This window comes from Curtobacterium sp. GC_Cur_3, assembly GCF_026544205.1.
In the GTDB taxonomy this organism is placed as follows: Bacteria; Actinomycetota; Actinomycetes; order Actinomycetales; family Microbacteriaceae; genus Curtobacterium.
The window spans coordinates 100919-126823 of sequence record NZ_JALNUI010000009.1; the positions used below are offsets into that span (position 1 = coordinate 100919).

Consider the following 25905-nt stretch of genomic DNA (forward strand, 5'->3'; position numbering starts at 1 on the left):
GTACCGCCGCGGAACTGGTATGGGAACAACCCGTGTCATCGACTCGGAAACCGTCGACACATGGGCGACCACAGACGCCGACCGCCTTCAGGGACGCGAGGATGAACTCCGGGTCCTGGGGTGCGATGATCCCCGCGTGCTCGTGTGGTTGACGGACTGGCAGGTCGTGGAACAACACCTGCTTGTGGCGCCGGGGGATGCCGTCGCCTGGGAGCTGTGTCCGGCTGACATGGAGTGGACAACGCGTCTGTTCGGGGATCGTCTCGTCCTCGAGTGGCAGCTCGACGGGTATGGTGACGCGGCCAGACGACGCGCTCGGCAGGTCCGGGGTCGTGTGCTGGAACTCAGGAGTGTTCGTTGCCGTCAACGACAGGCATCTGAGGGGATCGTCCCCGTCGCCGGTGCCGCTCGCCTGCAACCCGTGCACGACACTTCGAGTTCATGGGCTCGGCCCAGTAGGACACCGACCGATCCAGCCGGAGGCGTCGGCCTTCAGCACCCCGGATGGCGCTCGTACTCGAGCATCTTCGCCGAAGGTCAAGCGGAGTACCTCTACGGCTACGTCGTCACGATCTGCACCGAGTGAGATGACAGTCCCACGTGACAGTTCCCAGCCGTCGCTCGTCATGTCTGGCGGTGTCGGCCGCGCGCGATAGAACTGTCGTAGCGAGGGCACCCGTTCTCAGTTCGGGTCTGGAACGGGTGTCCCCGTGCTACGACGTCGTCGGGTCGACGTTGATTCTGACGAGCCCCGTCCACTGCGTGGACGGACGCGGCTAGGGTCCGCGCTGTAGCACTGCGCACGATACCTCTCGGTAGCAAGGGAGCACCTCGAGCTGGTCATTTGGCGCTCAGGCTGGACCTGGTGCTCCAGGCGGTGCATGTCCTACCCTCGCGGGGAGGCCGGTTCGAGCAAGCTCCTGACCTCGTCAGGGCGGTCCGATGCGGGCGTGCCCGGAGCGGACGGGGTCAACGATCAGACCCCGTCCGCTTCCCCGCACGTCGCCGAGTGGCGAATCCTCGGTTGGGCCTCAGGGGGCGGAGCAGACCGATGTTGGGATGGGAACACGTTGGCTTCGGAAATCATCTCGAACAGGTCGGGCATGTGCCCTTCCGCGGATGCGGGGGACGCCTCCCCTCGGCGGAATCGACGTCGGAGCCCTGCCATCGTCTCGATCCGTGCTGGCGGAACCGATGGCTCGCGCTCGTACTGCGATGCGTTCATGCCGACCTCCTACCGCCAGCTCTGATTGTGGACGCCCTCGGTCAACTCGTCCGCTGAATAGCGCACAACGGCGGTCAGAGCGAACGTCGCTGCGTAGCGTTCCGGCACCCTGTCGACGACGGCATGGTCGGCGCGGAACGACAGGCGCGACAATTTTCCGCGCACCGTCGCGCCCCTCCGAACGGTGCCTCTCCCACCGATCAGGACGGGGCGCGCTCCGCCCGGGGACCAACTGGCATTTTCGGGTCGCGTTCCGTTGTCCAGTACGTGCAACAGGTGTCGCCTTCCAGTGCGGGATCCCTCCCGTGGTGTGGACCCGCAACCTTGAGAGGTCGAAGGCCATGAAGAACTTGGTGTACGGCGGTATGCCCATTCTCGTCACGGACGACGTCGCCGATGCCGTTCTCCACTACGCCGCGATGCTCGCCCAGATGAAAGCGAGCGACGTCATCGCCGTTCCGACCGTCGACAGGACGGGATACGCCTCGGAGACGTCAGTGCTGTTAGCGGCAGGCATTCTGCTCGCAGCCGAAGTGGCTCCCGACGACGAACTCGAGGACAACAACCGATCCTTTGTGGAGGAACTGACTGTGCGTATCCGCGAGGTTCACGCGAACGTCTCCCTCTCCTGACCGGCTAGCGTGCCCCCGCGAGGTCGAACCACGCGAATCTCGCCGGGTCTGCCCCTACGATGCCACCGTGAGATGCGACAGCCGGTTCGATCGTTGGACCTGCATGCTCTCCGCCGGTCATGAAGGGCCGCATCGGTGGTTTGGCGATGGCGCAGAAGCCACGTGGAACGCGCGCTGCGCGGGCAAGACCCTCCGCGCGTTTACGCGGCGCTCGACCTGAATACTCGTGTCGGTGCTCTGCAACTGAGTAACGAGCAGGTCTTCCTGGGTAGGGGACCACGGCTCTCGCCTGGCGCGCGGACTCGATCGGTAGGGGTTGCGGAACCGAAGAGATTGATGTTGCGGTAGCAGGAGGACCTGGGTGGTGCTGCATCGATGTGGCAGTCTGTGTCGCGTTCCAACCGATGGATGGTGGCTGACCCGAGGTCACCGTAGAAGGGTGGTGCGTGGTGCCGGAGGCTGCTGCGCGTTCTGCGCTCGAGGATGCAGAGGATGCGCTGTTGGCGTCGCGTGCTGCGGAGGGGGATGTGCGGGCGTTCGAGGTGTTGATGCGGCGGTACAGCCGCGTGGTGCGTGCCTATGCCCGCCGTGTCCTGAGCTCGTCTGCCGATGTTGACGATGTCACCCAGGACGTGTTCGTCACCGCGTGGCAGCAGTTGCCGCGGTTGTCTGATCCGGCTGTGGTGCGCGGCTGGTTGCTGCGGATCACAACTCGGAAGGCAATCGACCGGGTGCGGGCGCTCCGAAGCCATGTCGACATCGATGACCACGACCAGGAAGCACCCGAGTGGGAGCGGCCTGACCGGCTCCATGAGGCAGCGATTCGGGAGCAGGCGATGTCGGTAGCGTTGCGGGCGCTTCCCGAGGACCAGCGGCGGTGCTGGGTTCTGAAAGAGTTCGCGGATTACAGTTACCAGGACATCGCCGCTGAACTGGATGTTCCGGTGTCGACGGTCCGGGGTTTGTTGTCTCGGGCCCGGAAGAACATGATTCGAGCAATGGAGGGCTGGCGATGACAACCCCCAACGACCCGACTACCCCCAAGCGGCCAGTTTCTGTCTCGGGTGCTCCGTTGGTTCCTGCGGGGGCGGACGCGTCGGTGCTGGATGCAGCGACCGCGGTCGAGGTGTTGGCGTTGGAGCCGGACGACCTCGACGGCTACAGCATCGACGACCTTTCGGACTACCTCGAGGCGGGGCGGCGTCCGCGGAACCCGAAGATCGACGAATCGGCAGCCTGCCAGATGGCGATGTCCGCGTTGGTTCGGCTCCGCATGACCGCGGCGGGTTTGCTCGAAGCGGACGCTGCGGAAGAGCCGGAACCCGATGACACGTGGATGCGGTCGGTGCTGGACAACATCAGTTTGGAGTCTCGCGCTGGCCGGTTGATCCCGTTCGACCACGACGACAGCGCCGCTCATCTGCAGATCACCGAGGGAGTGGTCCGCGCACTGGTCCGTGATGCCGGTGACCGTGTTCCCGGGGTGCTCGTCGGACGCGTACGACTTGACGGCGACGTGGAGATCTTCGGGACGGCGGTTACGGTGCAGATGGACGTGACCGTGTTCTGGGGGACCCACATCCCGGACCGGGTGAGCGCCTTGCGCGTCGCTGTCGCTTCCGCCCTCGCAACAAACACTGACCTGCTCATTGCCGCGATCGACGTCACCGTCAGCGACGTGCTCCCGCCTCGACCGGGGGAGCGATCGACGTGAGCGTGAGCGACTCGACGAACACGGATGACGTGATGAACCCGAATGCGCGTACCGACGCCGTGGACATGGGGGAGGATGCGTTCTCCATGTCGATCGTGACCATGATCCGTGCCACGCCAGGCGTTGTGCAGCTGTATCCGCTAGCCGGACACGTTCCGCTGCTCTCCGGTGCCCTCGCGGCATTTCAGACCGTGGTCGGAGGGACTTCGGATCTCGTGGCAGTCGAAGTCACTGACAGCCGGATCACCGCTGTACGCGCGTCGATCGGGATCGATTCGACCGTGACCCCTGCCCTGGTGCTGCAGCAACTCTGCACCTCGATCCGTCACCTCCTCGCCGATCGTCTCAGCGGCACCACTGGCCCACTGGATGACACAGCGGACCAGCCGCTGATCACGCTCACGATCGCCAGGGTCAGCGGCTGAGAAAGCTCCGGAGGAAAGTTTTTCGTGCTGGTGTGACGAACAGGTTCCCGCGTCCGTCTCTTGAGTGAACGGTTCTCAACAGAGAGCCGACTACGACCCCAGGAGACACCATGTCGAACCTCACCCCCACGCCGGCAACCGTTGCCCCGAAGACCGCCAGCCCGGCGCAGTCGGTGGAGACCGGGAAGACCGAGATCAACGACGCCGTCGTGTCCAAGGTCGCCGGCATCGCCGCCCGCGAGGTCCGCGGCGTGCACTCCCTCGGCGGCAGCGCCGGCCGTGCCATCGGGGCGCTCCGCGACCGGGTCGGCCAGACGAACCACGCCCAGGGCATCTCCGTCGAGGTCGGCGAAACCCAGGTCGCCGTCGACGTGACCCTCACCGCCGAGTACCCGGTGTCGCTGCAGGACGTCGCGGACGATGTTCGCTCTGCCGTGTCGAAGGCCATCGAGGACATCGTGGGCATGGAGGTCGCCGAGATCAACGTGACTATCGCCGACGTCTACATCCCGTCCGACGACGACGACTCCGACGACAGCCGCGTCAAGTGACTCCGACCACCATCGGCATGGCCGTCGCCGCGACGCTCGTGCTGACCTGGATCGCATTCGGGTTCGGCGCGTTCGTCCTGGTGCTGGTCGTCATGGTCATCGGTGCCCTGATCGGCCGGATCATCGAGGGCAAGCTCGACGCCAAGGGACTGCTCGACATGGTCCGCGGCAAGGGCTCATCCTCGTGACCCTCACCGCACCGGCGCAACCGGTCGACTCCAGCACCGGGGCGGCTTCGGCCGCCCCGGGCCGGACCCGCATCGCCCCTCGCGCCCTCAACCGGGTCGTCACCGCCGTCACCGCGGACGCCCTGCACGTACCCGCGGGGAAGATCAGCACCGATCTCACGGACGATGCTGGTCATCTGTCGCTGCTGGTCAGTACGCCGATCGGGGTTCCGTCGCTGATCAGGATCATGGATGAGCCGACGGCGCTCACCCAGTCGGGCGGATCTGTCCTTGGTCGGGCTCGCTTGGCGCAGGAACAGATCCGCACCCGAGTGCAGCAGCTCACGGGATCCACGGTGACCAGGGTGATTGTGAAGATCAACGGTATGCACATCAGAGAGAACAGGCGGGTCCGATGAGCACCACCAGCATCTATCGACGCATCGCCCGCCGTGAGACGCACTCGCCCCGCTCGGCCCTCGCGATCACCCTCGCGGTGATCCTGATCCTCGTGGCGGTGTGGCTCGGAACGGAGATCGTGCTGTCGATGATCGGACAGCCCGCGCTGCTCGTTGCACCGACCGACGCGGAACAGTCCATCGTGTCTGCGGCCACATTGCCGTACGGGATTCTCCTCGCCGCTGGGATCGTCCTGGCCATCGTCGGGCTGGTCTTGGTCATCGCGTCCTTGACCGCTGGCCGCCGCGCACGCCACGTCATCGAGACCGATCGCGCGGTGACGGTCGTGGACAACAACGTCATCGCAGCAGCGCTCGCCCGGCATGCCGCGTACGCCGGCGGCACCGACCCCGACAACACGCACGTCTCGGTGTTCCACAACCGAGCGGTCGTGGACGTCACGCCGTCTTCGGGAACGACATCGGACACCGCTCCCATCAAGGATGCCGTCGATCAACAACTCGACGCGTACGGGATGCGGCCCAAGCTCCGATCGAAGATCACCGTCAAGAAGACCGGGAAGGTCGGCGCATGAACACCACCAACCGTGGGCTGAACCGCGCCATCATCTTCGTCATCGGACTGCTGCTGCTCATCATCGGCGCAGCGACGATCGTCCTCGCCGTCGTCCCATCGGTGACATCGGCGTGGAAGAGCAACGCGTCGACCGTGTCGAAGAACGTCGACGGAGCCTTCGCCGCGGCACCGCTGTTGACGACCGGCGCCAGTTGGCTGGCCGTCGCAGCGCTCGCCCTGCTGCTGCTCCTGGTGATCCTGCTCCTGGTGTTCATCATCCGTCAGGGCAACGGCCACACCAGTGAGCTGTTCTCCGACCAGACGACCGAACATGGTTCCACGATCGTGAAGTCCGCGGTCGCGAAGGACGCCCTCGAGCAGGCCCTCGAGGACCGGGACGACATCGTCGCAGCGAACGTCAGCACGTACGACGTCAACGGCACGAACGTGCTGAAAGTGTCTGCGACGGCCCGCCGCGGCGTGTCCCCGAAGGACGTCGCCAACACCGTCGAAAGCGCATTGACGGCACTGGATCAGCTGCTGGGATTCCAAGTTCCCGCCCTCGTGCAGATCTCCGGAGGCCTCCGCGCGCGCGCCGCGAAGACCACCCGCCTGCAGTAGCAGGGCAATCACACTCCCGGCGGAGTAGCTTCCGCCGTGAAACACGGTGACCATGCAGCTACCGATGAACACCGGTAATACGGCCTCTTGTCACCGAGCCGCTCGCACCACGTCAGCACGCCATAGATCCTCCGTGATCCACCGGATCCGGCCCGCCCGGTCCCCGCGGCCGGTCCTTCTCCTTCGCAGCCCGACGCTTCGGCTGTGTTGCGCAGCACCCACGCGTTCGACGTACGCCCCTACGTGCATCTCGCTTCCCGACGGCCAACGCTGGCCGTCCCTTACCCGACAGGACATCCACATGATCACCACGAACGACCTCGACACGCTGCTTTCCCGCGGCGGCAACGTCATTGGCCAGGACGGTACCAAGATCGGCAAGATCGGCCAGATCTACCTCAACGACGCCACCGGCGATCCCGAGTGGGTCACCGCTCGCACCGGCCTGTTCGGCGGCGGCGAGTCCTTCGTTCCCCTCGAGCACGCCACCGCCAACGGCGACGACGTCACGGTTCCGTACACTAAGGACCAGGTCAAGGACGCTCCGCACAGCAACGACACCGACGGGTCGCTCGAGATCGACCAGGAAGCCGACCTGTACCGCCACTACGGCATGAACGACCCGTACGCGGACCAGGACACTAGGCAGCAGAACCAGTCACAGCAGGTCTACGACCAGGACACCGACCGCGCTCAGGAACTTCCCGGTTCCGTCGAAGGCGCAGATGTTGAGACCACCGGTTACGACGCTGAGACGTCGCGCTCCAACCTCGACAGCACCGGTCGGGACGAGTCCGGTGACGTCGGCCACGACACCTCCGGCGCCAACACCGACGACGCGATGACCCGCTCCGAAGAGCGACTGCACGTCGGGACACGGCAGCAGGAATCTGGCCGGGCCCGCCTCCGGAAGTACATCGTCACCGAGCAGCAGACGCAGAACGTCGCCGTCAGCCACGACGAGGTCCACGTCACCCGTGAGCCCATCACCGAGGCGAACGTCGGCGACGCAATGTCCGGCGGTGAGCTCACCGAGGAAGAGCACGAGGTCACGCTGATGGCGGATCAAGTGGTCACCGACAAGGAGACCGTCCCGGTTGAGCGGATCCGTCTCGACACCGAGACCGTCACCGAGCAGCAGGAGGTCACCGAAGAGGTCCGCAAGGAGCAGATCGAGTTCGACGGCGTCGACGGCGTCGACGGCGTCGACGGCACCGCCGGTACCACGGCCGGTCGGCGTAGCGACATCGACGCGGAGGGCACCCGATGAGCGCCGATCTCGGACCCGACGCCGGGTCCCGCCCGGCGCCGCGACCTGGTGACACCGGCGCGAGCGTCGCACGCTCGAGCCGTGAGCAGCAAAAGGACGAGTTCGGCGGCATGCACTTCGGCGTCGCGTTCTTCGGCTGGCTCACCGCAACCGGCTTGACCGTGCTCCTCCTCGCGATCTTGTCCGGCATCGGAGCCGCCATCCTCAGCAGCAACGGGGATGCACAGAACGCCGCCAACGACGCCGCGAACAATCCGGCGACGTCTGGCATCGTCGGAACGATCATCCTGCTCGTGATCCTGCTGATCAGCTACTACGCCGGCGGCTACGTCGCCGGTCGGATGGCACGATTCTCCGGCATCAAGCAGGGCGTCGCCGTTTGGCTGTGGGCGATCATCGTCACCGTGATCCTCGCGATCATCGGCGCGATCGCCGGCGCGAAGTTCGACGCGCTCTCCAAGCTCGGAACACTCCCAACGGACGCAGTCGACGGCAGCAACATCGCCGCGAGCATCGTCGGGATCCTCGCGGTCGCGGTCGTGACCCTCGTCGGCGCCATCCTCGGCGGTCTCGCCGGAATGCGGTACCACCGCAAGGTCGACCGGTTCCACGACGCCGCGAACCTCGCCCGCAACTGAACCAACCCGAACCCGTGTCGGTGCCACCCCGGACGAACAGTCCTTCGTGGCACCGACACGATCGGCCCCAGTGAAAGGCGCCACCCGCCGATGAACACCCCCGACACCCCATTCGAGACCACCGCCGCCAGTTCCAGCCCGGTCGAGGTCATCCGGTCGGAGGAGCAAGTACGGGTCGGAATCAGTTCCACCCCCCGCAGCATCCTCCGGATCCGGAAAGTGATCGTCACCGAGCAGCAGACCGTCACCGTCACCCTTCGCCGGGAAGAACTTCGGATCACCCAAGAACCCGCAACCGACGACGCAACCGCTTCCGGACTGCTCGCCGATCCGGGCGACGAGCTCGTGCTCGTCCTCCACGCGGAAGAAGTGGATGTGAGCACCCGCGTCGTCCCCGTCGAGCGGGTCCGTGTCCGGAAGACCCGCGTGGAAAGCACGACCGCGATCACCGAATCAGTTCGCCGCGAGCAGGTGCAGGTCATCACCGCCGACGAGTCCGAAATCGGCTAAGCGCAGCTGCATGTCACCGACGGCGCTCCGTCCCCCGAACCGCCGCCGTGGACCCTGTGGGACCCGAACCCGTAGGGACCACGTCGGTGTACAACTCGATCACGCATCAGAGGACCGAAACCACGAGTCGTCAATGTCCTCGAAGAAGCGGGCTGCGGCTGAATCGCTCGCCTCGCTTTGCGCGGCGCCGGTGTCTTGCTCGATGGCGGGTGCTGCGGTTTCTGTTCCAGGCAAGCTACGACGGCTCTTTCAGCAGCAAGTCTTGGTTGCTCGCGATCATCTGTGCTGTCGTCGTTGTCCTCACTGGGATATCTTCACTGGCCGGTGCCGAAGCCGGGCAAAGAGCGTGGACACGAACGAGAGGGGCGGGATGACCGATGGTCATCCCGCCCCTTCGGCGCGTTCCGGCTCACGTTTCGAAATCCGGTGACACCTGCTCTTCTAGCCGCCGAAGTCGCTCCCACAGAACCCGATGCTCCTCCGAGAGCTCGCTCGGATCCGCGAGCAGCCCTGTGGCGGTTGAGTCATGCGCGGCCTGTGGGCGGAGAAAGTCTGCGTACCGCGCGTGGGGGTCAGGGAGCGGCGTTGGCGCGGGGGGAGGCTCGAGAAGTTTTCGTTGCACTAACGCGGTCAACTCGGCTGGCGACATCAGGCCGTGCCGGTGCCATTGCGCAGGATCCTGCCGAGCCGCCGCAAGCCGTTCGGCTCGGGACGAAATGCCTGCCGCCGTGCGGGTGATCTGCGGTGTCATCATCGGATTACCACCACCATACCGGCGGAAGCGGACACGGTGCTGCCGGCACCGGCGAAGAACGCTGGCACGGTCAGCGGTTGTGGTCGATCAGCAGCAGCCAGCTCCGGAAACACGCGAATTCTCCTTCTCTGAAACTGACGGCCCGATCGACGTGACTCATCTGTCACCAGAGAGACGGTCGGTGGGTCGCAAAAACGTCACACTGCAGCACCGAACTCGTTCACCTGGATGCCGGCACCGGTTTCTCGGGCTGCGTCGGTCACTGAGGTGGGGCTGAACAACGATGCGGGCGTCGTCGGGTCAGTACCCCTGTCGCTGCCACGCCAGCGAAGGCCGCCAGCACTGCAGCCACGTCAACTTCTTCTCGGCCGCTTACAACACCCGTTGTGACCCCCGATCCGATCGCCGAGAGATCGAGCACTCCGCCAGCGATGACTGCGACACCCAAGCTCCGAACTACGTGAAGCACGCCTCGTCGGAGGGCCTTGGACCGAAGAAGACGATTCACTTGCAGTGACCCACCAAGAGCAGAAGCCGACGCCGACACGTAAACATGAGCACAACTCTCCCGATGAACCAGAGGAGCCATTCAGCTCCTCCTCAATAGACGTCCCTTCGGCTCTGATCGTCACGCCGAGATGCAATCTCTTGTCCGAGAGAACCGGCGGCCCGAGAACCAGCTCGGGTCTCCACCGCAACTGGTCGCATTAACGTCTCACGGTCACGATCCGCCTTCGAGTGCTTGACTTCAACCACTGCATCCTCGGCGCGTCGTCAGGCGACGGGTGGCCATCCTTCTCGCTGCTGGAGGCGGTTCCCGTCCGTGTCCTCGGTCTGGTCGTGTAGCAGGACCTGCTGTGTCGGGAACGGAAGATCGAAGCCACCGTCCGTCAGCGCGATCTTGATTGCCTCGAGGACCTGGTCCTGCGTCTCGACCGCTTCGCGTCGAGCGGGAGGGTCGATCCAGAACCGCACCTCGAGTAGCACTGCGAAGTCACCGAGCGACGTCACGAGGACGGCCGGTTCGGGCTCTCGCACGAGATCCGGAAGGTGTTGCAGCGTGGTGCGGATCGTGTCGCGAGCTGCTGCGATGTCGTCGCCGTAGCCGATTCCCACCTCGACGCTCAGCCGCCGTTTCGTGTAGGCGGTGTTGACGGTGACCCGGTTGGTGTAGAGCTCACTGTTCGGGATGACGACCCGTCGATTGTCATAGGTCCGCAGGAGCGTCGCGCGAACCTGGATGTCCTCGACCTCGCCTTCGTGCGCTTCGGACACGATCTGGTCTCCGATCCGGAACGGTCGTGTCAACAGGATGAGCACGCCAGCCAGGAGGTTCTGGAAAATGTCCTTGAAGGCGAACCCGATCGCGACACCGCCGACGCCGAGTGCGCTGAAGAGCGATGCCGGGGTGATGGTGGGGAACACCACGGTGAACGCGACCAGGATCCCGAGTGCGAGGACAACCCAGGTCATCAACCGTGCCAGGACGACCTGCACCCCCTTCGGCTGCCCAGCCCGAGCAGTGATCGCTCGGACGATCCGACCGAGAACCCACGAGAGACCCCAAAACACCAGGAAAGTGAGGATCCCGAATGCCAGGTTCGGCAGGCCCAACAGGAGCGAGCCGAAGATCTTCTGGATCCTGCCGAGGATGTCACCGAAATCGGTTGTCATGAGGTGCGCACCGTACCACCGACGTGCCCTGACAGGGGACGATAACGTGACGGGGAACAGGCGGGTTGGGTGAACCAATGGATCCTGATTCGGCCGTCCTCGTGACAGGTCAGTTCCCGGCGTGGTTGACCGTCCTGGCGTGGGTCTCGATCGGGACGGGAATTACGTCTGCGCTTTGGGTCGCGAGAGATGTCGCCCGTCGACCGCAGCAAATGACGGTGATGAACGTGGTGTGGCCCGTCACGATGCTGTTTGGAAGTGTCGCGTGGCTGGCGTTCTACCGAGGCGCCGGACGGGCACCCCTGCAGGGCGTACGTGGTAGCGACGTTGATCACTCGATGAGGACCGCCGTCGCGATCGGAACGAGTCACTGTGGCGCTGGTTGCGCGATCGGCGATCTCGTCGCCGAGTTCGCGCTCGTCGCGTTCCCCGTCCTGGGAGTCCTCGTCGGGCGCGAGACGTTTTACCAGGACGAGATCTTCGCCGGATGGGTCCTCGACTTCGTGCTCGCGTTCGGCCTCGGGATCGTGTTCCAGTACTTGTCCATCGCGCCGATGCGCGGACTCAGCGTCCGGGCTGGCCTGATCGCGGCGCTCAAGGCGGACACCCTCTCGATCTTGTCCTGGCAGGTGGGGATGTACGGGATGATGGCGCTGGCGCAGTTCCTGATCTTGCCGGCGTTGTTCGGGGGCCGGGCTGCTGTGCTCTCCCCGGAGTTCTGGTTCGTGATGCAGATCGCGATGCTCATCGGGTTCGCGACTGCCTATCCCGTGAACTGGGCACTTGTCCGTTCCGGCCTGAAAGAGAAGATGTGACCGTATGCGCACAGCAACCCTGCGGATCCGTGAGTCGTTCTGGTTCCTGCCTGCTGTGTACGGCATCTGCGCGGTCATCGCTGCCCAGGTGCTCGTCTCTCTCGACCAGCACCTTATCGACCGCGGCGCAACACGGATCGTGTTCCTCGATGCGCTCAGTGCCAGCGGTGGTCGGTCGATCCTGACGACCATCGGCACGTCGATGCTCACGGTCGCGGGCACATCGTTCTCGATCACGATCTCGGTGTTGGCAACGACATCGTCGACGTACGGGCCTCGGCTGGTACGGAACTTCATGGCGGACCGCGCGAATCAATTCGTTCTTGCCGCGTTCACGTCGACGTTCCTCTACGCGATCGTGGTGCTCCGCTCGGTGCACACCGCAATCGATGACGGGACCGCGTTCGTCCCCGTGATCGCGATCCACGTTGCCGTGCTCCTCGGGATCCTCGACGTCGCCGTCCTCGTGTTCTTCATCCACCACATCGCCTCGAGTGTGCAGATCACCGCCTTGCAAAAGCAGGTGCAGACTGATCTTGAGACCGCCGTCGCCAACGTGTTCCGACGCCAGGGCTCGGACGACGGTGACGGCGTGACCACACGCCCACAGCCGGACCGCGGGCAGGAGGGCATCACGCTCACCGCAGCGAAGGACGGATACGTCCAGTCGGTGCAGTGGGAACGTCTTGTCACCTGGGCAGCGGAACACGATCGATGCATCGCGATGGTTGCGATGCCCGGGGACCACATCATCGAGGGGGACATTCTCCTGCAGGTGAATGGCGGGTCCCACTTCGCGGCCCTTGCGGCTGAAGAGGTTCGCGCTCTTCGAGCACTGGTGACACTCGGGGATGCCAGGACCCCGTTCCAGGACGTCGAATTCGCCCTGCAACAACTGGTCGAGATCGCTGTTCGCGGCCTCGCCAGCGGAACCAACGACCCCTACACCGCCGTCAGCGCACTCGATCTCTCTGCCACGGCACTCGTACCGATGTGGAGAGACCAGGTCGCGATCACCGCCTATCTCGACGACGACGGTGACGAACGCGTGATACCGCGTTGGCCGTCGGCTGAATCCCTCGCCGAAACGGTCTTTACCGGTGTCCTCACCTACGGCACCGACCATCCCATCGTCCTCACCGCAGCGCTGCACCTGGCGCAACGTCTCGACGATGCTGCGGCACCGTCCCGACGCGGTCTCCTGGACTCCACCACCCAGCAGCTCCGCACCGCGCTTCAGTGAGAGATCAAGGCTCTGGAACCTGATGCTCCCGCTGTGTGAGGATGACCGGTCTCGGCACGTCTCTTGAGGAGGACCGGTTCGGTCTCGTCATCCCCACAGGAAGCAGTACCGTGCTCGCCATCCTCCGCCTCATTCCCGTCGCAATCGGCATCGTGAAGTACTCCCGCAAGGACCCTCACGTGAAAAAGGCGGTGGCGCGGATCAAGCGAAAGCTCGACAAGCGTCGCGCACGACGATCGAACTGATCGGCCTGCTCGTGAGTCTCTTCAATCACAAGCCACACGCCGCGACCCGGCAACCATGGCCAGAACAACGATCACTGTGGTCAGGATCCCTGGGACGCTTGGCGACCAGGTGTTCGCAGGTCATCCTCGTCGTGGTAGTCATCGCGGGCGTCGCATTCGGTCTCAGTCAGCTCAGCCTCGTCGTCATCCCGGTCCTGCTCGCTCTGATCATCGCCAGCGCGATCCTGCCGCTGATCGACCTGATGCGCCGCATCCACATCCCATCCATCCTCGCAACGTGGATCGCTTTGATCCTCATCATCGGGGTGCTCGGGACCGTCGTGTGGCTGATCGTTCTCGCTGTGGAGCACCAGATCGGTTCCCTTATCAGCTCAGCCGTGGACGGGATCGGCGAGCTCGAAACCGTCGCCGGAAACCTGCCGTTCTCCATCGACCAGGACCAACTCCGCTCGATTCGCAGCGACGCCATCGACTTCGTCACCAGCCGACAGTTCGGCGTCGGCGCGCTGGCCGGCCTCTCTGCAGCGGGGAACTTCGCGACCGCGTTCGCCGTGTTCGTCGTCGTGCTGTTCTTCTTCCTCAAAGACGGCCCCCGTATCTGGGACTTCCTGTGCCGGCCCTTCCACGGCGACGACCTCGCGCGCGCCCGCCGGATCGGACACGAAACCGTCACGACTCTCGGGGGCTACATTCGCGGGACCGCGACAGTCGCCGTCGTCGACGCCGTCGCGATCGGGATCGGTGTCGCCGTCATCCAAGTTCCCCTCGCGCTGCCACTGGCCGTGATCGTGTTCGTGTTCGCATTCGTTCCCCTAGTCGGCGCGACCATCGCCGGAGCACTGGCCGCACTCGTCGCCCTGGTGTCCAACGGTCCGACAGCAGCAATCTGGGTCATCGTGATCGTTTTCGCCGTCAACCAGCTCGAGGGGAACTTCCTGCAACCCGTCGTCATGGGCCGCACCTTGAAGCTACATCCGCTCGTGATCCTCATCGCCCTCACCATCGGTACCGTCACCGCCGGGATCATCGGTGCGATCCTCGCCGTGCCGCTGACTGCTGTTGCCTGGAGCATCGTCACAATCTGGCGCGGTCCAGATCGGCCTGCCGAGTTCGCACGACAGAAACGCCCCGAGCGGATGGCCGACTGAAGACCCTCGAACAACCTGCCTGGTAGCCGGTCAGCTATCGAGACGGGGGCCGTCCGGGACCAGCTCGATGCCCGAACGCTCAGCCCTGGGAGGTGTCGCGGTGGCCGTCGGCAGGGGTTCGGTGTTCGCTTCTGGGGCGGGCATCACTGCGGGGCGAATGAGTTCGGGTTGGCGGCGGGTGCGGAACACCCATGCTTTGAAGAGCAGGAATCGGACGAGTGTTGCTACCAGATTCGCGCCGGTGAGGACGGCGATCTCCGCTTCGTGCGTCGCCCCAGGGGCCGTCGCGTGGAGCATGACCAGAGAACCGGAAGTGATGGCCCAAGCGATGCCGAAGACGACCAGGCCTTGTATCTGGTGTTGTCCGGCGCCCGCTCGGCCTCGAACGCCGAATGTGAATCGGCGGTTCAGCGCGGTGTTACCGACCGCGGTCAGCAGGAGCGCGAGGAAGTCGGCGGTCTGCGAACCGAGCGCGGGGCGGAGGACGGCGTAGAGCACCGCGAACGCGATCGTGGAGAGGACGCCAATCGCTCCGAACCGAAGCATCTGCCCGAGAATCCCGACGGGGGGAGTGGTGAACGGTTGCCGGCCGATCGCCGCGTAGACAGCCGTGATCGGGATGCGACCGGTCGCCAGGCCGCGGGAGACCCGCCACATGCCCTTGAGGTCCTCGGCGGCGGTGGAGGTGATGTCGACGGAGGAGTCGACGTCGTCGACCCAGTCGACGGGAACCTCGTGCACGCGCAGGCCGGCGTGTTCGGCGAGGACGAGCATCTCGGTGTCGAAGAACCAAGCGTCGTCCTCGCAGAGCGGCAGGATGTGCTCTGCGGCCTCTTGGGTGATGGCTTTGAAGCCGCACTGCGCGTCCGAGAACGACACCCCCATCGTGGTGCGGAGGAGCAGGTTGTAGGAGCGGGAGATGAACTCACGCTTCCCGCCCCGGACAACGCGGGAGGAACCAGCGAGGCGGGTGCCGATCGCGACGTCGGAATGGCCTGACAGCAGCGGCGCGACGAGGGGCTCGAGGGCGGCGAGGTCCGTTGACAGGTCCTCATCGACGTAGACGAGGACCCGCGCCGGCGACGCACCCCATACCGCTTTGAGTGCACGCCCACGGCCCTTCTCCGGTAGGTGCACGGCGTGGACTTCGGGGAGCATCGCGGCGAGGTCATCAGCGATGCGGGCGGTGTCATCCGTCGAGGCGTTGTCTGCGATCGTGATCCGCCAGCTGTGCGAGAACGTCGTACGGCAGAACGCATGGAGTCGTCGGACGTGTGCCGCGAGGGTGTCCTGCTCGTTGTAGCAGGGGACGACGATGTCGATATCGAGTGTGGGGTTCGTCTCCGTCATGCTGCTCATGCTCGGCAGCGGGGTTACGGGGATTGCAGCAGCCGGCTGTGCTCGATCTAAGAACGCATCGGGCTGTCACCGACCTGCGGGGAGGGTGACGGTGAACGCGGTGCGGGCGGTGTCTGAAACGACGCGGATGGTGCCGCCGTGCGCCTCGATGACGGCTCGCACAATCGCAAGACCAAGCCCGCTGGTGCCGTACTCGCGGGATCGGGAAGCTTCGCCGCGGGTGAACCGGTCGAACAGTATCGGCAGTGTCTCGGCGGGAATCGCCGGGCCGTCGTTGGTGACGACGAACCGCACGTCGTCGCGCACGCGTTGTAGTGAGACGACGATCGCGGTGTCGGCCGGGGTGTGGGTGCGGGCGTTGGTGAGGAGGTTCGTTACGACCCGCCGGAGCTCTGCGTCGTCCCCGGGGACGGTGATGGGTTCGGGATCGACCTGAAGCGTCCACCGATGATCAAGTGCGGTCGCTCGGGCGTCCATTGTCATCTCGACAACGATCGCGGTCAGGTCGACAGGACCGTGCACAGCAGGTGCCGTGTCAGCGATCGCTGCCGCGTCGAGACGCGCGAGCAGGAGGAGCTCCTCGACGAGGTTCCCCATCCGGATCGCTTCGGTGCCGATGCGTGTGACGTTGCGGTGGACGTCGTCCGGGTTCTGGGTTCGAGTGGTGAGTTCCGCGTAGGCGCGGACGGTGGCTATCGGCGTGCGGAGCTCGTGCGACGCATCCGCGACGAATGCCCGCATTCCGGCTTCGGCGTCGCGGCGCACGGTGAGCGCGCGGGCGACGTGACCGAGGAGCTGGTTCAGTGCGGTGCCGACTTGACCGACCTCACGGTTCGCGCGGAGGTCTGCCGCGGCGACGCGGGCCTGGATGTCGGTGTCACCGCGTTCGAGGTCGAGAGTGGTCACTCCGGAGGCGACCGCTGCGACGTGTTCCAGGGGGCGCAGGGAGCGGCGCACCAGCATCGCTCCTGCCCACACGGCGATCAGTAGACCTGCGAGCGTGACGCTGCCGATGACCACGAGGAGCCGCATGATCGAGGCGTGGAGATCTCCGAGGGGAAGCGCGGTGATGATGACGTCGTCGTCGTCAGCAGTGGCGGCTTGAGCACGATAGGAGCCGAGGGAACCCAGCGACACCGTGACCGGTGCCGCAGTGGCCCGCACGTGGCGGAGCGTGCGCTCCTGCGCCGTCGTGAGACTGTGCTGCGCACCCTGGGCGTCGGTGTAGCCGGCGAGGACCGTCGTGCCGTCGTTGAAGATCGCGATGACGGTGTTCGCGGCCTGTCCTGGTGCGCCGATGAAGGCGTTGTCCGGGTCAGGCTGCGAGGCGGATCCCTCCGCTGGTGAGCCGGGCGTCGGTGCTGAAGTCGATGTTCCGGTGGGTGGGCTGCCCGGTGATTCACCTTGCGGGCGATCGTTGCTGCGTTGGGTTGCCGTTGCTAGCTCAGAGTCGAGTCGACCCACGAGGTAGCTGTTGTAGGCGACTACGGTGACTGCGCCGACGGCGATGTTCGTCGCGACGAGCAGCAGCGCCACGGCAGCGACGATCCGCCACCGCAACGATGGGACCCTGCGATCCTCACTACGCGGCCTCGACGCCTTCACCTGCCGACTCACACTGCTGGCCGAAGGGCGTAGCCGGCGCCGCGAACGGTTTGCAGCATCGGTTCCCGGCCGACGTCGATTTTCTTCCGCAGGTATGACACGTACATGTCCACCAGGTTCGATGACGAGCCGAAGTCCATGCCCCACACGTGGGTGAGCAGGTGTTCGCGTGAGAGGACACGGTTGGCGTTGCGGACGAAGTACCGAAGCAGCTCGTACTCGGTCGGCGTCAGGTCGATCACGTCACCGCTCCGGCTGACCGCACGAGTGTCTTCGTCGAGGCGAAGGTCCCCGACCACCGTTGCGATGCGGGCCGTGGACACGACCCGTGGAGATGTGCGTGCGAGAATTCGGGCGCGTGCGAGGAGCTCGAACACGCCGAACGGTTTCGTGAGGTAGTCGTCGCCTCCGCGGGTGAGGCCAGCGAGTCGGTCCTCGGAGGAGTCGCGGGCGGTGAGGAACAGCACGCGGACGTCGTCGCGGGACGTCCGGAGCCGCTCGAGGACTTCGAATCCGTCGATGTCAGGCAGCATCACGTCGAGCACAATGACGTCGGGTTGGAACTCCCGTGCTGCGAACAGGACATCGCGGCCGCGGTGCACGGCCTCGACGGCCCACCCGTCCGTCTCGAATGCGAGACGGACGGCGTCGGCGAGAGCGTGTTCGTCATCGACGACGAGAGCACGGACGGGCGAGCCGTCGGTACGCTGCAGCGGTTGGTCAGCCATCGTTCAGACCCTACCGACCGTGCCCTCGTCGCTGATCACTTGGCGCTGCTCAGGTCGTAGACCGTCTGGCCGCCGACCGTGGTGCTGGTGAAGTTCGCTGCGACCCACTTCTTGATCTCGCTCGAGGTCGAGGAGCCGCCGCCCATGCCGCCACCGTTGCTGGAAGCGATGTAGTACGCGATCTCGCCGTGCTTCACGTAGGCCTTGAACTGGGCGAGGGTGGGTGCTGGGTCGCTGGACCAGCCGCCGATCGCCATCACCGGCGTGTTTGTGTCGAGCTCCAGCTGTGCTGCGGACTGGGATCCGTCCACCGCTGCTGCCCACGTCGTGTCCGTGGCCCTCAGCAGCTTCTCCAGTGCCGACGACGTCGACGCGCCACCATCGCCCATGCCGCCGCTGGAGGAAGCACCACCGTCGGAGGTCGTGTCGGTCGAGGAGTCGGACGTGCCGCTCTGGGAGCCGCTGGACGAGCCTCCGGGCGGAGTACCCATCTCACCGGAGGGCTTCTGCCCGGACGGCATCTCACCGGAGGTACCGCTCGGCGGGGTGCCGCCGGGGCCCTGCTGCGTGCTGTCGCTGTCGCTGGTGCTGCTCGATCCGCCCGGGGCGGTGGAGCCGCCGGGCGTTCCACCCGTCCCTCCGCCCATGCCGCCGCTGGAGGACCCGGACGGGCCGACCGACGGGATGGAGCCGGAGTGCGCCACCGTCGTGGTGGCGAATGCGTATGCCGTGGTGCCGGTGAGCCCGAAGAGTGTGCCGGCGAGGACGCCGACGGTGACGAGCTTCCGGAGGGTGGGAACGCTGCCGATGACGATCGCGGCGGCGGAGAGGAGCCCACCGAAGAGGATCACCCAGCGCAGCCAGGGCAACCAGGATGCGTTCTCGTTGAGCAGGCACCAACCCCAGTACGACGTGATGCCGGTCATTGCGGCGAGACCGAGCCTGCCGGTGACTCGCTCGCGGGCGTTCCATAACAGTGCGCCGCCGGTGCCGACCAGGCCCGCGATCGCGGGTACGAGGGCCACTGTGTAGTACGGGTGGATCGTGCCGGACATGAACGAGAACACCAGGCCCGTGACGATCAGCCAACCGCCCCAGAGCGCCAAGCCCGCGCGAGGAAGATCGCCCAGGTGCTGCCGCCCGATGACGATCACGCCGAGGGCGAGCGCGATGAGTGCGGCGGGCAGGAGCCAGGAGATCTCCAGCCCCATCTCAGAGGAGAACAGTCGGTTCAGACCGGTCGATCCGCCGAAGGACGAGCCTGCGGTGCCGCCGGTCGTGCCACCGCCTCCGCCGCCGTTGCCAGAGCCGCCGAAGATCCGGCCGAGGCCGTTGTAGCCGAACACCAGGTCGAGGACGGTGTTGTTCGTCGAACCGCCGATGTAGGGGCGAGCGGACGCGGGCCAGAGCCATACGGCGACGATCCACCATCCGGCCGAGATGACGAGCGAGAAGGCTGCGATGAGCAGGCCGACGATGCGCTTGCCCCATGAGGTGTGCGCGGCAACGAGGTAGACCAGGCCGAATGCCGGCAGGACGAGGAGTCCCTGCAGCATCTTCGTCAGGAACGCGAGACCGAGGGCGACGCCGGCGAGGGCGATCCACCGCCAGCTGCCGCGGGGCAGGGCACGGACGGTGCAGTACGCGCCGGTCGTCATCAGCAGCACCAGCAGCGCGTCCGGGTTGTCGAACCGGAACATCAGCGCGGCGGCCGGTGTGGCGGCGACGACGAAACCTGCGAGCAGTGCGCCGACGTTCGCAGTCGTGGTGCCGACGCGGCCGAGGGTGCGACGGACCGTCCCCCAGACGAGCGCGACCGACGCGACGGCCATGAGCGCCTGCGGGAGCAGCAGGCTGAACGACGAGAACCCGAACAGCCGCGCCGAGAGCGCCATCACCCAGAGCGAGGCCGGAGGCTTGTCGACGGTGATGAAGTTCGATGAGTCAAGGGAGCCGAAGAAGAACGCCTCCCACGACTTCGTGCCGGCTTGCACGGCGGCTGCGTAGAAGGAGTTCGCGTACCCGGAGGAGCTGAGGTCCCAGAGGTACACGACGGCGGTGACAACGAGGAGCAGCCAGAACGCCGGGCGAAGCCAGCGGGCGTCGGTCTGCTCGCCGAGGAAGAGCCGGGGGACGGCTCGGCGACGTGTCTGCGCTCCCGTGTGCGCTCTGTCGCGACGGTCGGTCACGGGGATCGGGTACGTGGTCATGGCAGAGACGCTCCCAAGCGCGCCCCCGACAAACCCCAGCGACGCCTATGCGAAATCTAAGACACTCCAGTGCGTCACTTGGCATGTCCGGCGATACGGGTCCCTTAGATGCTGCAGAGGATCCGGCAATGCTGCATGCACCGAAGCCCCACATCGTGACGGGATGGCTTACACGACGACCGCGGGACGATCGCAGTCACCGCGCTTTCGACGAATTCCGTCGACCCGCAACATCCTCCGTTCCCTGATTCGGGGCAGCACAGACGCGGCTCGCTGGGAGCGCCCGGCGTTCCTCGGGCTGCTGGTGGCGACCGCGGTCCTGTACCTGGTGAACCTCAGTGTCAGCGGATGGGCGAACGCGTTCTACTCGGCGGCTGTCCAAGCTGGCAGCCAGAGCTGGGAGGCCTTCTTCTACGGCTCGTCCGACGCTGCCAACGCGATCACCGTCGACAAGCCTCCAGCCTTCCTCTGGGTGATCGGCGTCTTCGTTCGCGTCTTCGGGTTGAGCTCCTGGTCGATCCTCGTCCCCGAGGCACTCATGGGAGTGGCGACCGTGGCGATCCTGTACCGGGTCGTCCGCCGCCGCTTCTCCGCCGGAGCCGCCCTCCTCGCCGGTGGTGCACTCGCGACCACCCCGGTCGCCGCGCTGATGTTCCGGTACAACAACCCCGACGCGCTCCTCGTGCTGTTGACGGTCAGCGCGATCGCCCTGACCCTCCGCGGAATCGAGAACGGCACGATGCGCTGGATCGTCTGGGCCGGGGTTCTGATCGGGTTCGGGTTCCTCACCAAGCAGCTGCAGGCGTTCCTCGTGCTCCCACCGCTGGTCGGTGTGTACCTCTGGGCATCGCCGCGTCCGGTCCTCCGTCGGGTGGGGCACCTGTTCGCTGCAGCCGGCGCGCTGGTCATCTCCGCCGGGTGGTGGGTCGCGATCGTCGAACTCGTCCCCGCATCAGCCCGTCCATACATCGGCGGTTCACAGACCAACGACTTCCTCGAGCTGACCTTCGGCTACAACGGTTTCGGGCGAGTCACCGGCGACGAAGCCGGCAGCGTCGTTCCCGGCAACGGCACCACCGGAGCCGGCTCGTGGGGTTCCACCGGCCTGACACGGTTGTTCGGTTCCGAGTTCGCGACCCAGATCACCTGGCTGCTCCCCACCGCCCTGATCCTGCTCGTCGTCGCGCTCGTCGCCGTCGGCCTTCGCCGACGCACCGACCCCCGTGCAGCGACAGTCTTGGTCCTCGGAACGTCGCTGCTGACCAGTGGCCTGGTGTTCAGCTTCATGGGCGGCATCTTCCACCCGTACTACACGGTCGCCCTCGCCCCCTACATCGCCGGGCTCGTCGGCATTGGAGCCAGCCTGCTGTGGCGGCGTCGAGCGCAGCTGCCATGGCGGATCGTCGCAGCTGCCACCATCGCCCTCACCGGTGCGTGGTCGTTCCACCTGCTCTCGATGGCGTCGACATGGCAGCCCTGGATCCGCTGGACCGTCCTCGCGACGACAGTCCTGGCCGCGGCGCTCGTGCTGCTGCCGCGGCGAAACCGCCCCTTGAGTGTCGTGACCGTCAGCGCCGTCCTCGTCACCGCGCTGCTCGGCCCGACCGCCTTCTCCGTGCAGACCGTCACCGTCAGCCACACCGGAGCGCTGCCCTCCGCTGGGCCGTCCGTCAGCTCTGGCGGGCAGAGCGGACCCGGTGGGCAAGGCGCTCCCGGTGGGCAGGGCGGCCCTGGCGGGCAAGGCGGCTTCGGAGGCGGGCAGACCGGCACGGGTGGCGGTGCGCCGGCGGGGCAGAACGGTCCCGGCGGTTCCGCTCCCGGCACGCCGAACGCCTCCGGCGGCGGACAGCCTTCGACGGGTGAGAGCGCATCGACCGGTGGCGGGCCCGGTAACGGCGGCATGGGTGGCGGGAGCATCCTCGGCGGATCGACGACCGTGTCGGCGGCGCTGCGGGCGGCGCTGTCGAAGGACGCGGACAAGTACACCTGGGTCGCGGCCACGGTCGGCTCGAACAGCGCCGCGACGTACCAACTCGCCACTGGGGAACCGGTGATGGCGATCGGTGGTTACAACGGCACCGACCCGTCCCCGACCCTGACCCAGTTCCAGCAGGACGTCGCGGACGGGAAGATCCACTTCTTCATCCCCGGCACCTCGAGCAGCTCGGACACCGCCGCCGCGAAGATCACCGCGTGGGTGACGTCGCACTACGCCACCACCACCATCGGCGGCACCGCCGTCTACGACCTCCGTGCGTCGTCCTGACGGACACGGGGGAGCAGGGAGGTGCTGCGCGGCTGCAGTGTCGGCGTGCGATGCCGAGCGCGAAGGGGACGAACTTTGGCCTCGAGGAGACCTGGCACCGGATGTGCCGCTTCGGTACGGAAACCGCACGGTCGGGTTCACCCACGAGCCAGGGGGTGGCAAACGACTCCCGATGGTGTGAGCAAGACGGGCCGCTCTGCGCCCAGCCAGGATCGTCACCGTTATGACACCTGGAGCTTGCCGTTGCGCCCCGGATGACCGGGCTGCTGTCAGCCTGCCATGCTGGCGCCGGCGGGTCGGGGGATGTTCATCCAGAGATCAACTTCGTCGTCCGCGTCGAGCCCGAGCGCGGCTGCTGTCTCGTCCGGCGTGGACGCGACGATGGTGAGGGCCGTGTCGGAGTCGGGTTGCCCGGTCCGGATGACCACACGGGCTGAGTCGAGCGCTTCGAGACGGCGAGCTGCGTCGTCGAGGAGGGTGTCCAGGGCGTCCGACTGGACGCCGTCGAGTCCACCGTCATCAAGCACTTGCACGTACGCTCCGCGCCGTCGAAGTCCTGACACCACCCGACGGACAGCAGCGTTGAGCAGCCTCCGGCCACGGATCTCATCTCGGAGCGCTTGCTCGAGGATGCGGCACTCCGCGCGAGATCCGGAGTCGAGAACGCCCTGCTGGTGGACGATGTGGCGGAGCATCGGGGCGGCGGTGCTGTTTGCTCGCTGTAGCCGTTGCCGCCGTTCGAGGTGGAACGCGTCGAGGTCTGCTTGCCGGCTGGTCAGATCGCGTTGCTTGGCGGCCGACACGTCCGCTGCTGCGCTGACACTGCGGACGGCGCGATGCATCATGAGCCCGGCGATGACGAGGACGATCTCCGCTGCGAGGCCGAGACGTATCGCTCCCGTGGGCCCGGCCCAGAGTGTGATCTGCGCGACCTGGAAGACGACGGCGACGATCGGGGGTGCGTGGTGTCCACTCATCCAGACCATGACGGCGCCGGCGAGAACGCCGCAGGTGTACCAGTAGATCGACACGCAGTCGACGGTGGTGGGATCGAGCCCGATCGTGGCAGTGCAGCACAGGAGCACGCCCCCTGCTGCGATGGCCCACGCGGTTCGTGCGTGCATGGTCCCTGTCCTCGCACCACGCAGGAGCGCGGGGAGGATGAGCAGTCCGATGACGGCAGCGATGACGGGGCCGACGGCGCGGGAGAACAGCACGGTCTCCGAGACTGCAGTCAGGATGGCCACACTGATGATCGCGGCGAGGACGCGGTACAGCTGCCGGCGGGGGATCAGTCCGATCCGGAGGACCGGGGTCCGTCGCGTCATCGGCTGCTCGGGGCCGGTCGGGTGCCACTCGAGGACGACGGTGGTACCCCGACCCGGAGCTGACCGGATCTCAGCGGAAGCACCGGCCGCGCGGACACGCTCGAGGATGGAGACGCGGACGCCGAGTCGTTCCTGGTCGACGGTGTCCACGTCGAAACCCGCACCGTCGTCGGTGATGACGATGCGGACGCCTCCGCGGTCCAGACGGACAGCCACGGCACTGCGACGGGCAGAAGCCCCCCCGTGTTCGATGCTGTTGGTCAAGGCCTGCAACGTCGCCGACACGAGTGCGTTCGCGGTCTCGACCGGGAGGTCCGCGTCGGCGGCAGGAGTCAGATCGATGACGGCGTCTCGACGCAAGCGGGCGAAGTCCTGCTCGACAGCAGCCAGCACGACCCCGAGGGACACCGACGAGGGTTGCATCACGGGATGCTGGTCAGCGTCGGAGATGACGTCGAGCGCGGACTGCGCCATGCTGGTCGCTCGTCCCGGAACTTCGTTCCCGGCGGCGGCGAGGAGGGCTGCGAGCACGGAATCGTGCAGGAGCGCATCCGTCTGGACGCGTTCCGCTTCGATCGCCGTCTGTCGTCGCTGGTCCTCGAACAGGAGTTGCGCCGTGAGTTCCGACTGGTCCGCGCGATCTGCCCTGATCCGCAGGACTCGAACGCCCGTGATGAGACCGGCAGCGAGGAGTCCGAGCCCGACGGCGTCGATGATGCTGTGACTGACGGGGATCCTGCCTGCGTACACAGCGGCGAGAGCGGCATCGAGGCCTGCGCAGACCGCACCAGCCCGGATCGGGCGCGATGCCGCGACGGCGACGGATCCGAACGCGATGAGGCACAGGGACAGCAGCCACGGAGTTGATCCGGCTGGCAGCTGATCCAGGAGTTGGAACGGTTCCAAGCCGAGGAGAGCGACGTACGCGGCAACCGAGGTCCACAGCCAGCCGCGGGCCGGAGCCGACCGTCGCACGAGTGACAACGGGATCGCGGCGACGAGCACTGCGGCGAAGGACATCGCCATCACGCCGCGGGGCCATTCCATCGGTCCGTGATCGGAAGGGAACCCCGGCAACGCCAGCAAGACCAGCAGCAGAGCGACGACCGTCAGGGTGGTGGTCATCCCCCGTTCGACCCCGGTCCTCATGCAGACCGCACTAGCGGGACGCTCCGGGGAGAACGATGGCGGCATCAGCGGCCCTCGTGACCGACGGTTCGCTTTCTCGCCGCTCGAACCACGCTCATCTTCTGACGGTACGTCTCACCCGAAGTCGACACGAGACCCCGAACTGGGCCTGGACACGGGGACGTCCTGCCCGTGTGGTGGAGGCCAGGCGGGAGCCGCACCCAGACCGAATTTTGGACACGACGTTGAAACGCCCCGCCGCGGGTGCGGCGAGGGGTCATCAACGGTGCGATCGCCGCGATTCACGACGATGGAGTCTCACGCTTCTCGATCGAGGCTGTCGTGGATCGCAGCGGCATGAGCGTCGACCAGATCAGTGAGCTCTTCCCGTCCACACACGCACTGCTCGCAGCGACCGTGATGCGCTGGACGCGGGCCGTGTCGGCACCACTGCTGCCCCTGGCTGCGGAGAAAGGAACCGTCGCCTACCTCCATGCCCTGCTCGCGGCCCACCGGGAGGAACCCGCGCTGAAGCGGCTGATCGCCTCAACGCTCGGCGTATCGACCGATCCATCCGCGGACGGATCGGACTACTACCGGTCGGCCTACCTGCAGTTCCGGCAGGTCGTCCGCGCCGCTCTCACCGAGGACGTACGAACGGGGAGGGAGCCGGT

The 25905-nt window shown here is 66.2% G+C and carries 26 protein-coding genes; 20 read left to right on the plus strand and 6 right to left on the minus strand.

Annotated elements, in window-relative coordinates; genetic code table 11:
* Positions 1–19 precede the first annotated feature (19 nt).
* From OXR63_RS18540 to OXR63_RS06775, 13 genes are all read left to right on the plus strand, one after another.
* A complete protein-coding gene (locus OXR63_RS18540; RefSeq protein ID WP_374116075.1) occupies positions 20–586 on the plus strand; it encodes a DUF6578 domain-containing protein in 567 nt (188 codons plus the stop codon).
* A gap of 980 nt (positions 587–1566) precedes the next feature.
* The gene (locus OXR63_RS06720; protein WP_267421193.1) at positions 1567–1857 is read left to right on the plus strand and encodes a hypothetical protein; all 291 of its coding nucleotides are present in this window, start codon (positions 1567–1569) and stop codon (positions 1855–1857) included.
* Positions 1858–2303: 446 nt separating this feature from the next.
* Positions 2304–2873 carry an RNA polymerase sigma factor gene (locus tag OXR63_RS06725; protein ID WP_267421195.1) on the plus strand — a complete coding sequence of 190 codons (570 nt, stop codon included), beginning with the start codon at positions 2304–2306 and terminating at the stop codon, positions 2871–2873.
* Complete coding sequence (locus tag OXR63_RS06730) at positions 2870–3571, plus strand: hypothetical protein (RefSeq protein WP_267421197.1); 702 nt, start codon at positions 2870–2872, stop codon at positions 3569–3571. Before OXR63_RS06725 ends, OXR63_RS06730 begins: the two co-directional genes overlap by 4 nt.
* A 2-nt stretch (positions 3572–3573) precedes the next feature.
* Entirely contained in the window at positions 3574–3996 is a 423-nt protein-coding gene (locus OXR63_RS06735; protein WP_267421198.1) for a hypothetical protein, read from the plus strand.
* 110 nt (positions 3997–4106) lie between these two features.
* Entirely contained in the window at positions 4107–4547 is a 441-nt protein-coding gene (locus OXR63_RS06740; protein WP_267421200.1) for an Asp23/Gls24 family envelope stress response protein, read from the plus strand.
* A complete protein-coding gene (locus OXR63_RS06745; protein WP_267421202.1) occupies positions 4544–4735 on the plus strand; it encodes a hypothetical protein in 192 nt (63 codons plus the stop codon). The genes OXR63_RS06740 and OXR63_RS06745 overlap by 4 nt, the downstream gene beginning before the upstream one ends.
* Positions 4732–5133, plus strand: a complete 402-nt coding sequence (locus OXR63_RS06750) for a hypothetical protein (protein ID WP_267421204.1) — start codon at positions 4732–4734, stop codon at positions 5131–5133. Before OXR63_RS06745 ends, OXR63_RS06750 begins: the two co-directional genes overlap by 4 nt.
* Entirely contained in the window at positions 5130–5708 is a 579-nt protein-coding gene (locus OXR63_RS06755; RefSeq protein ID WP_267421206.1) for a DUF6286 domain-containing protein, read from the plus strand. The genes OXR63_RS06750 and OXR63_RS06755 overlap by 4 nt, the downstream gene beginning before the upstream one ends.
* Positions 5705–6310: a hypothetical protein gene (locus tag OXR63_RS06760; RefSeq protein WP_267421208.1), complete on the plus strand. Its 606-nt coding sequence runs from the start codon at positions 5705–5707 to the stop codon at positions 6308–6310. The genes OXR63_RS06755 and OXR63_RS06760 overlap by 4 nt, the downstream gene beginning before the upstream one ends.
* Positions 6311–6611: 301 nt before the next feature.
* On the plus strand, positions 6612–7580 hold the full coding sequence (locus tag OXR63_RS06765) for a PRC and DUF2382 domain-containing protein (RefSeq protein ID WP_267421210.1): 969 nt from the start codon (positions 6612–6614) through the stop codon (positions 7578–7580).
* Positions 7577–8218, plus strand: coding sequence for a hypothetical protein (locus tag OXR63_RS06770; RefSeq protein WP_194662844.1), 642 nt, complete (start codon positions 7577–7579; stop codon positions 8216–8218). The genes OXR63_RS06765 and OXR63_RS06770 overlap by 4 nt, the downstream gene beginning before the upstream one ends.
* A 90-nt stretch (positions 8219–8308) precedes the next feature.
* A complete protein-coding gene (locus OXR63_RS06775; RefSeq protein WP_267421215.1) occupies positions 8309–8728 on the plus strand; it encodes a YsnF/AvaK domain-containing protein in 420 nt (139 codons plus the stop codon).
* A gap of 1528 nt (positions 8729–10256) precedes the next feature.
* On the opposite strand, the gene OXR63_RS06780 is transcribed toward OXR63_RS06775, so the two are convergent.
* Positions 10257–11234, minus strand: a complete 978-nt coding sequence (locus tag OXR63_RS06780) for a mechanosensitive ion channel family protein (RefSeq protein WP_267421217.1) — start codon at positions 11232–11234, stop codon at positions 10257–10259.
* Positions 11235–11368: 134 nt separating this feature from the next.
* Between OXR63_RS06780 and OXR63_RS06785 the strand changes: the two genes are divergently transcribed.
* From OXR63_RS06785 to OXR63_RS06800, 4 genes are all read left to right on the plus strand, one after another.
* A complete protein-coding gene (locus tag OXR63_RS06785; protein WP_267421218.1) occupies positions 11369–11971 on the plus strand; it encodes a DUF4396 domain-containing protein in 603 nt (200 codons plus the stop codon).
* Positions 11972–11975: 4 nt separating this feature from the next.
* Positions 11976–13214: a DUF2254 domain-containing protein gene (locus OXR63_RS06790; RefSeq protein WP_267421219.1), complete on the plus strand. Its 1239-nt coding sequence runs from the start codon at positions 11976–11978 to the stop codon at positions 13212–13214.
* A 110-nt stretch (positions 13215–13324) separates the two neighbouring features.
* Entirely contained in the window at positions 13325–13459 is a 135-nt protein-coding gene (locus OXR63_RS06795; protein ID WP_267421221.1) for a hypothetical protein, read from the plus strand.
* Positions 13460–13557: 98 nt separating this feature from the next.
* Positions 13558–14607: an AI-2E family transporter gene (locus OXR63_RS06800; RefSeq protein ID WP_267421223.1), complete on the plus strand. Its 1050-nt coding sequence runs from the start codon at positions 13558–13560 to the stop codon at positions 14605–14607.
* Between the two features lie 30 nt (positions 14608–14637).
* Here the strand turns inward: OXR63_RS06800 and OXR63_RS06805 are convergent, their stop codons facing one another.
* The 4 genes from OXR63_RS06805 to OXR63_RS06820 all read right to left on the minus strand — a co-directional run bounded on the left by OXR63_RS06805 (position 14638) and on the right by OXR63_RS06820 (position 20509).
* Positions 14638–15966 carry a bifunctional glycosyltransferase family 2/GtrA family protein gene (locus OXR63_RS06805; RefSeq protein WP_267421224.1) on the minus strand — a complete coding sequence of 443 codons (1329 nt, stop codon included), beginning with the start codon at positions 15964–15966 and terminating at the stop codon, positions 14638–14640.
* Positions 15967–16032: 66 nt separating this feature from the next.
* Positions 16033–17502 carry a sensor histidine kinase gene (locus OXR63_RS06810; protein ID WP_267421225.1) on the minus strand — a complete coding sequence of 490 codons (1470 nt, stop codon included), beginning with the start codon at positions 17500–17502 and terminating at the stop codon, positions 16033–16035.
* A 77-nt stretch (positions 17503–17579) separates the two neighbouring features.
* Positions 17580–18299: a response regulator transcription factor gene (locus tag OXR63_RS06815; RefSeq protein WP_276585031.1), complete on the minus strand. Its 720-nt coding sequence runs from the start codon at positions 18297–18299 to the stop codon at positions 17580–17582.
* Positions 18300–18334: 35 nt separating this feature from the next.
* Positions 18335–20509, minus strand: a complete 2175-nt coding sequence (locus OXR63_RS06820; protein WP_267421227.1) for an ArnT family glycosyltransferase — start codon at positions 20507–20509, stop codon at positions 18335–18337.
* A gap of 304 nt (positions 20510–20813) precedes the next feature.
* Between OXR63_RS06820 and OXR63_RS06825 the strand changes: the two genes are divergently transcribed.
* Complete coding sequence (locus OXR63_RS06825) at positions 20814–22775, plus strand: ArnT family glycosyltransferase (RefSeq protein WP_267421228.1); 1962 nt, start codon at positions 20814–20816, stop codon at positions 22773–22775.
* Positions 22776–23044: 269 nt separating this feature from the next.
* Here the strand turns inward: OXR63_RS06825 and OXR63_RS06830 are convergent, their stop codons facing one another.
* On the minus strand, positions 23045–24388 hold the full coding sequence (locus tag OXR63_RS06830) for an ATP-binding protein (protein ID WP_374116080.1): 1344 nt from the start codon (positions 24386–24388) through the stop codon (positions 23045–23047).
* Between OXR63_RS06830 and OXR63_RS06835 the strand changes: the two genes are divergently transcribed.
* Entirely contained in the window at positions 24347–24970 is a 624-nt protein-coding gene (locus OXR63_RS06835) for a hypothetical protein (RefSeq protein WP_267421235.1), read from the plus strand. The genes OXR63_RS06830 and OXR63_RS06835 overlap by 42 nt on opposite strands.
* A 618-nt stretch (positions 24971–25588) precedes the next feature.
* The coding region (locus OXR63_RS06840) for a hypothetical protein (protein WP_267421236.1) at positions 25589–25905 on the plus strand (317 nt) is incomplete at its 3' end.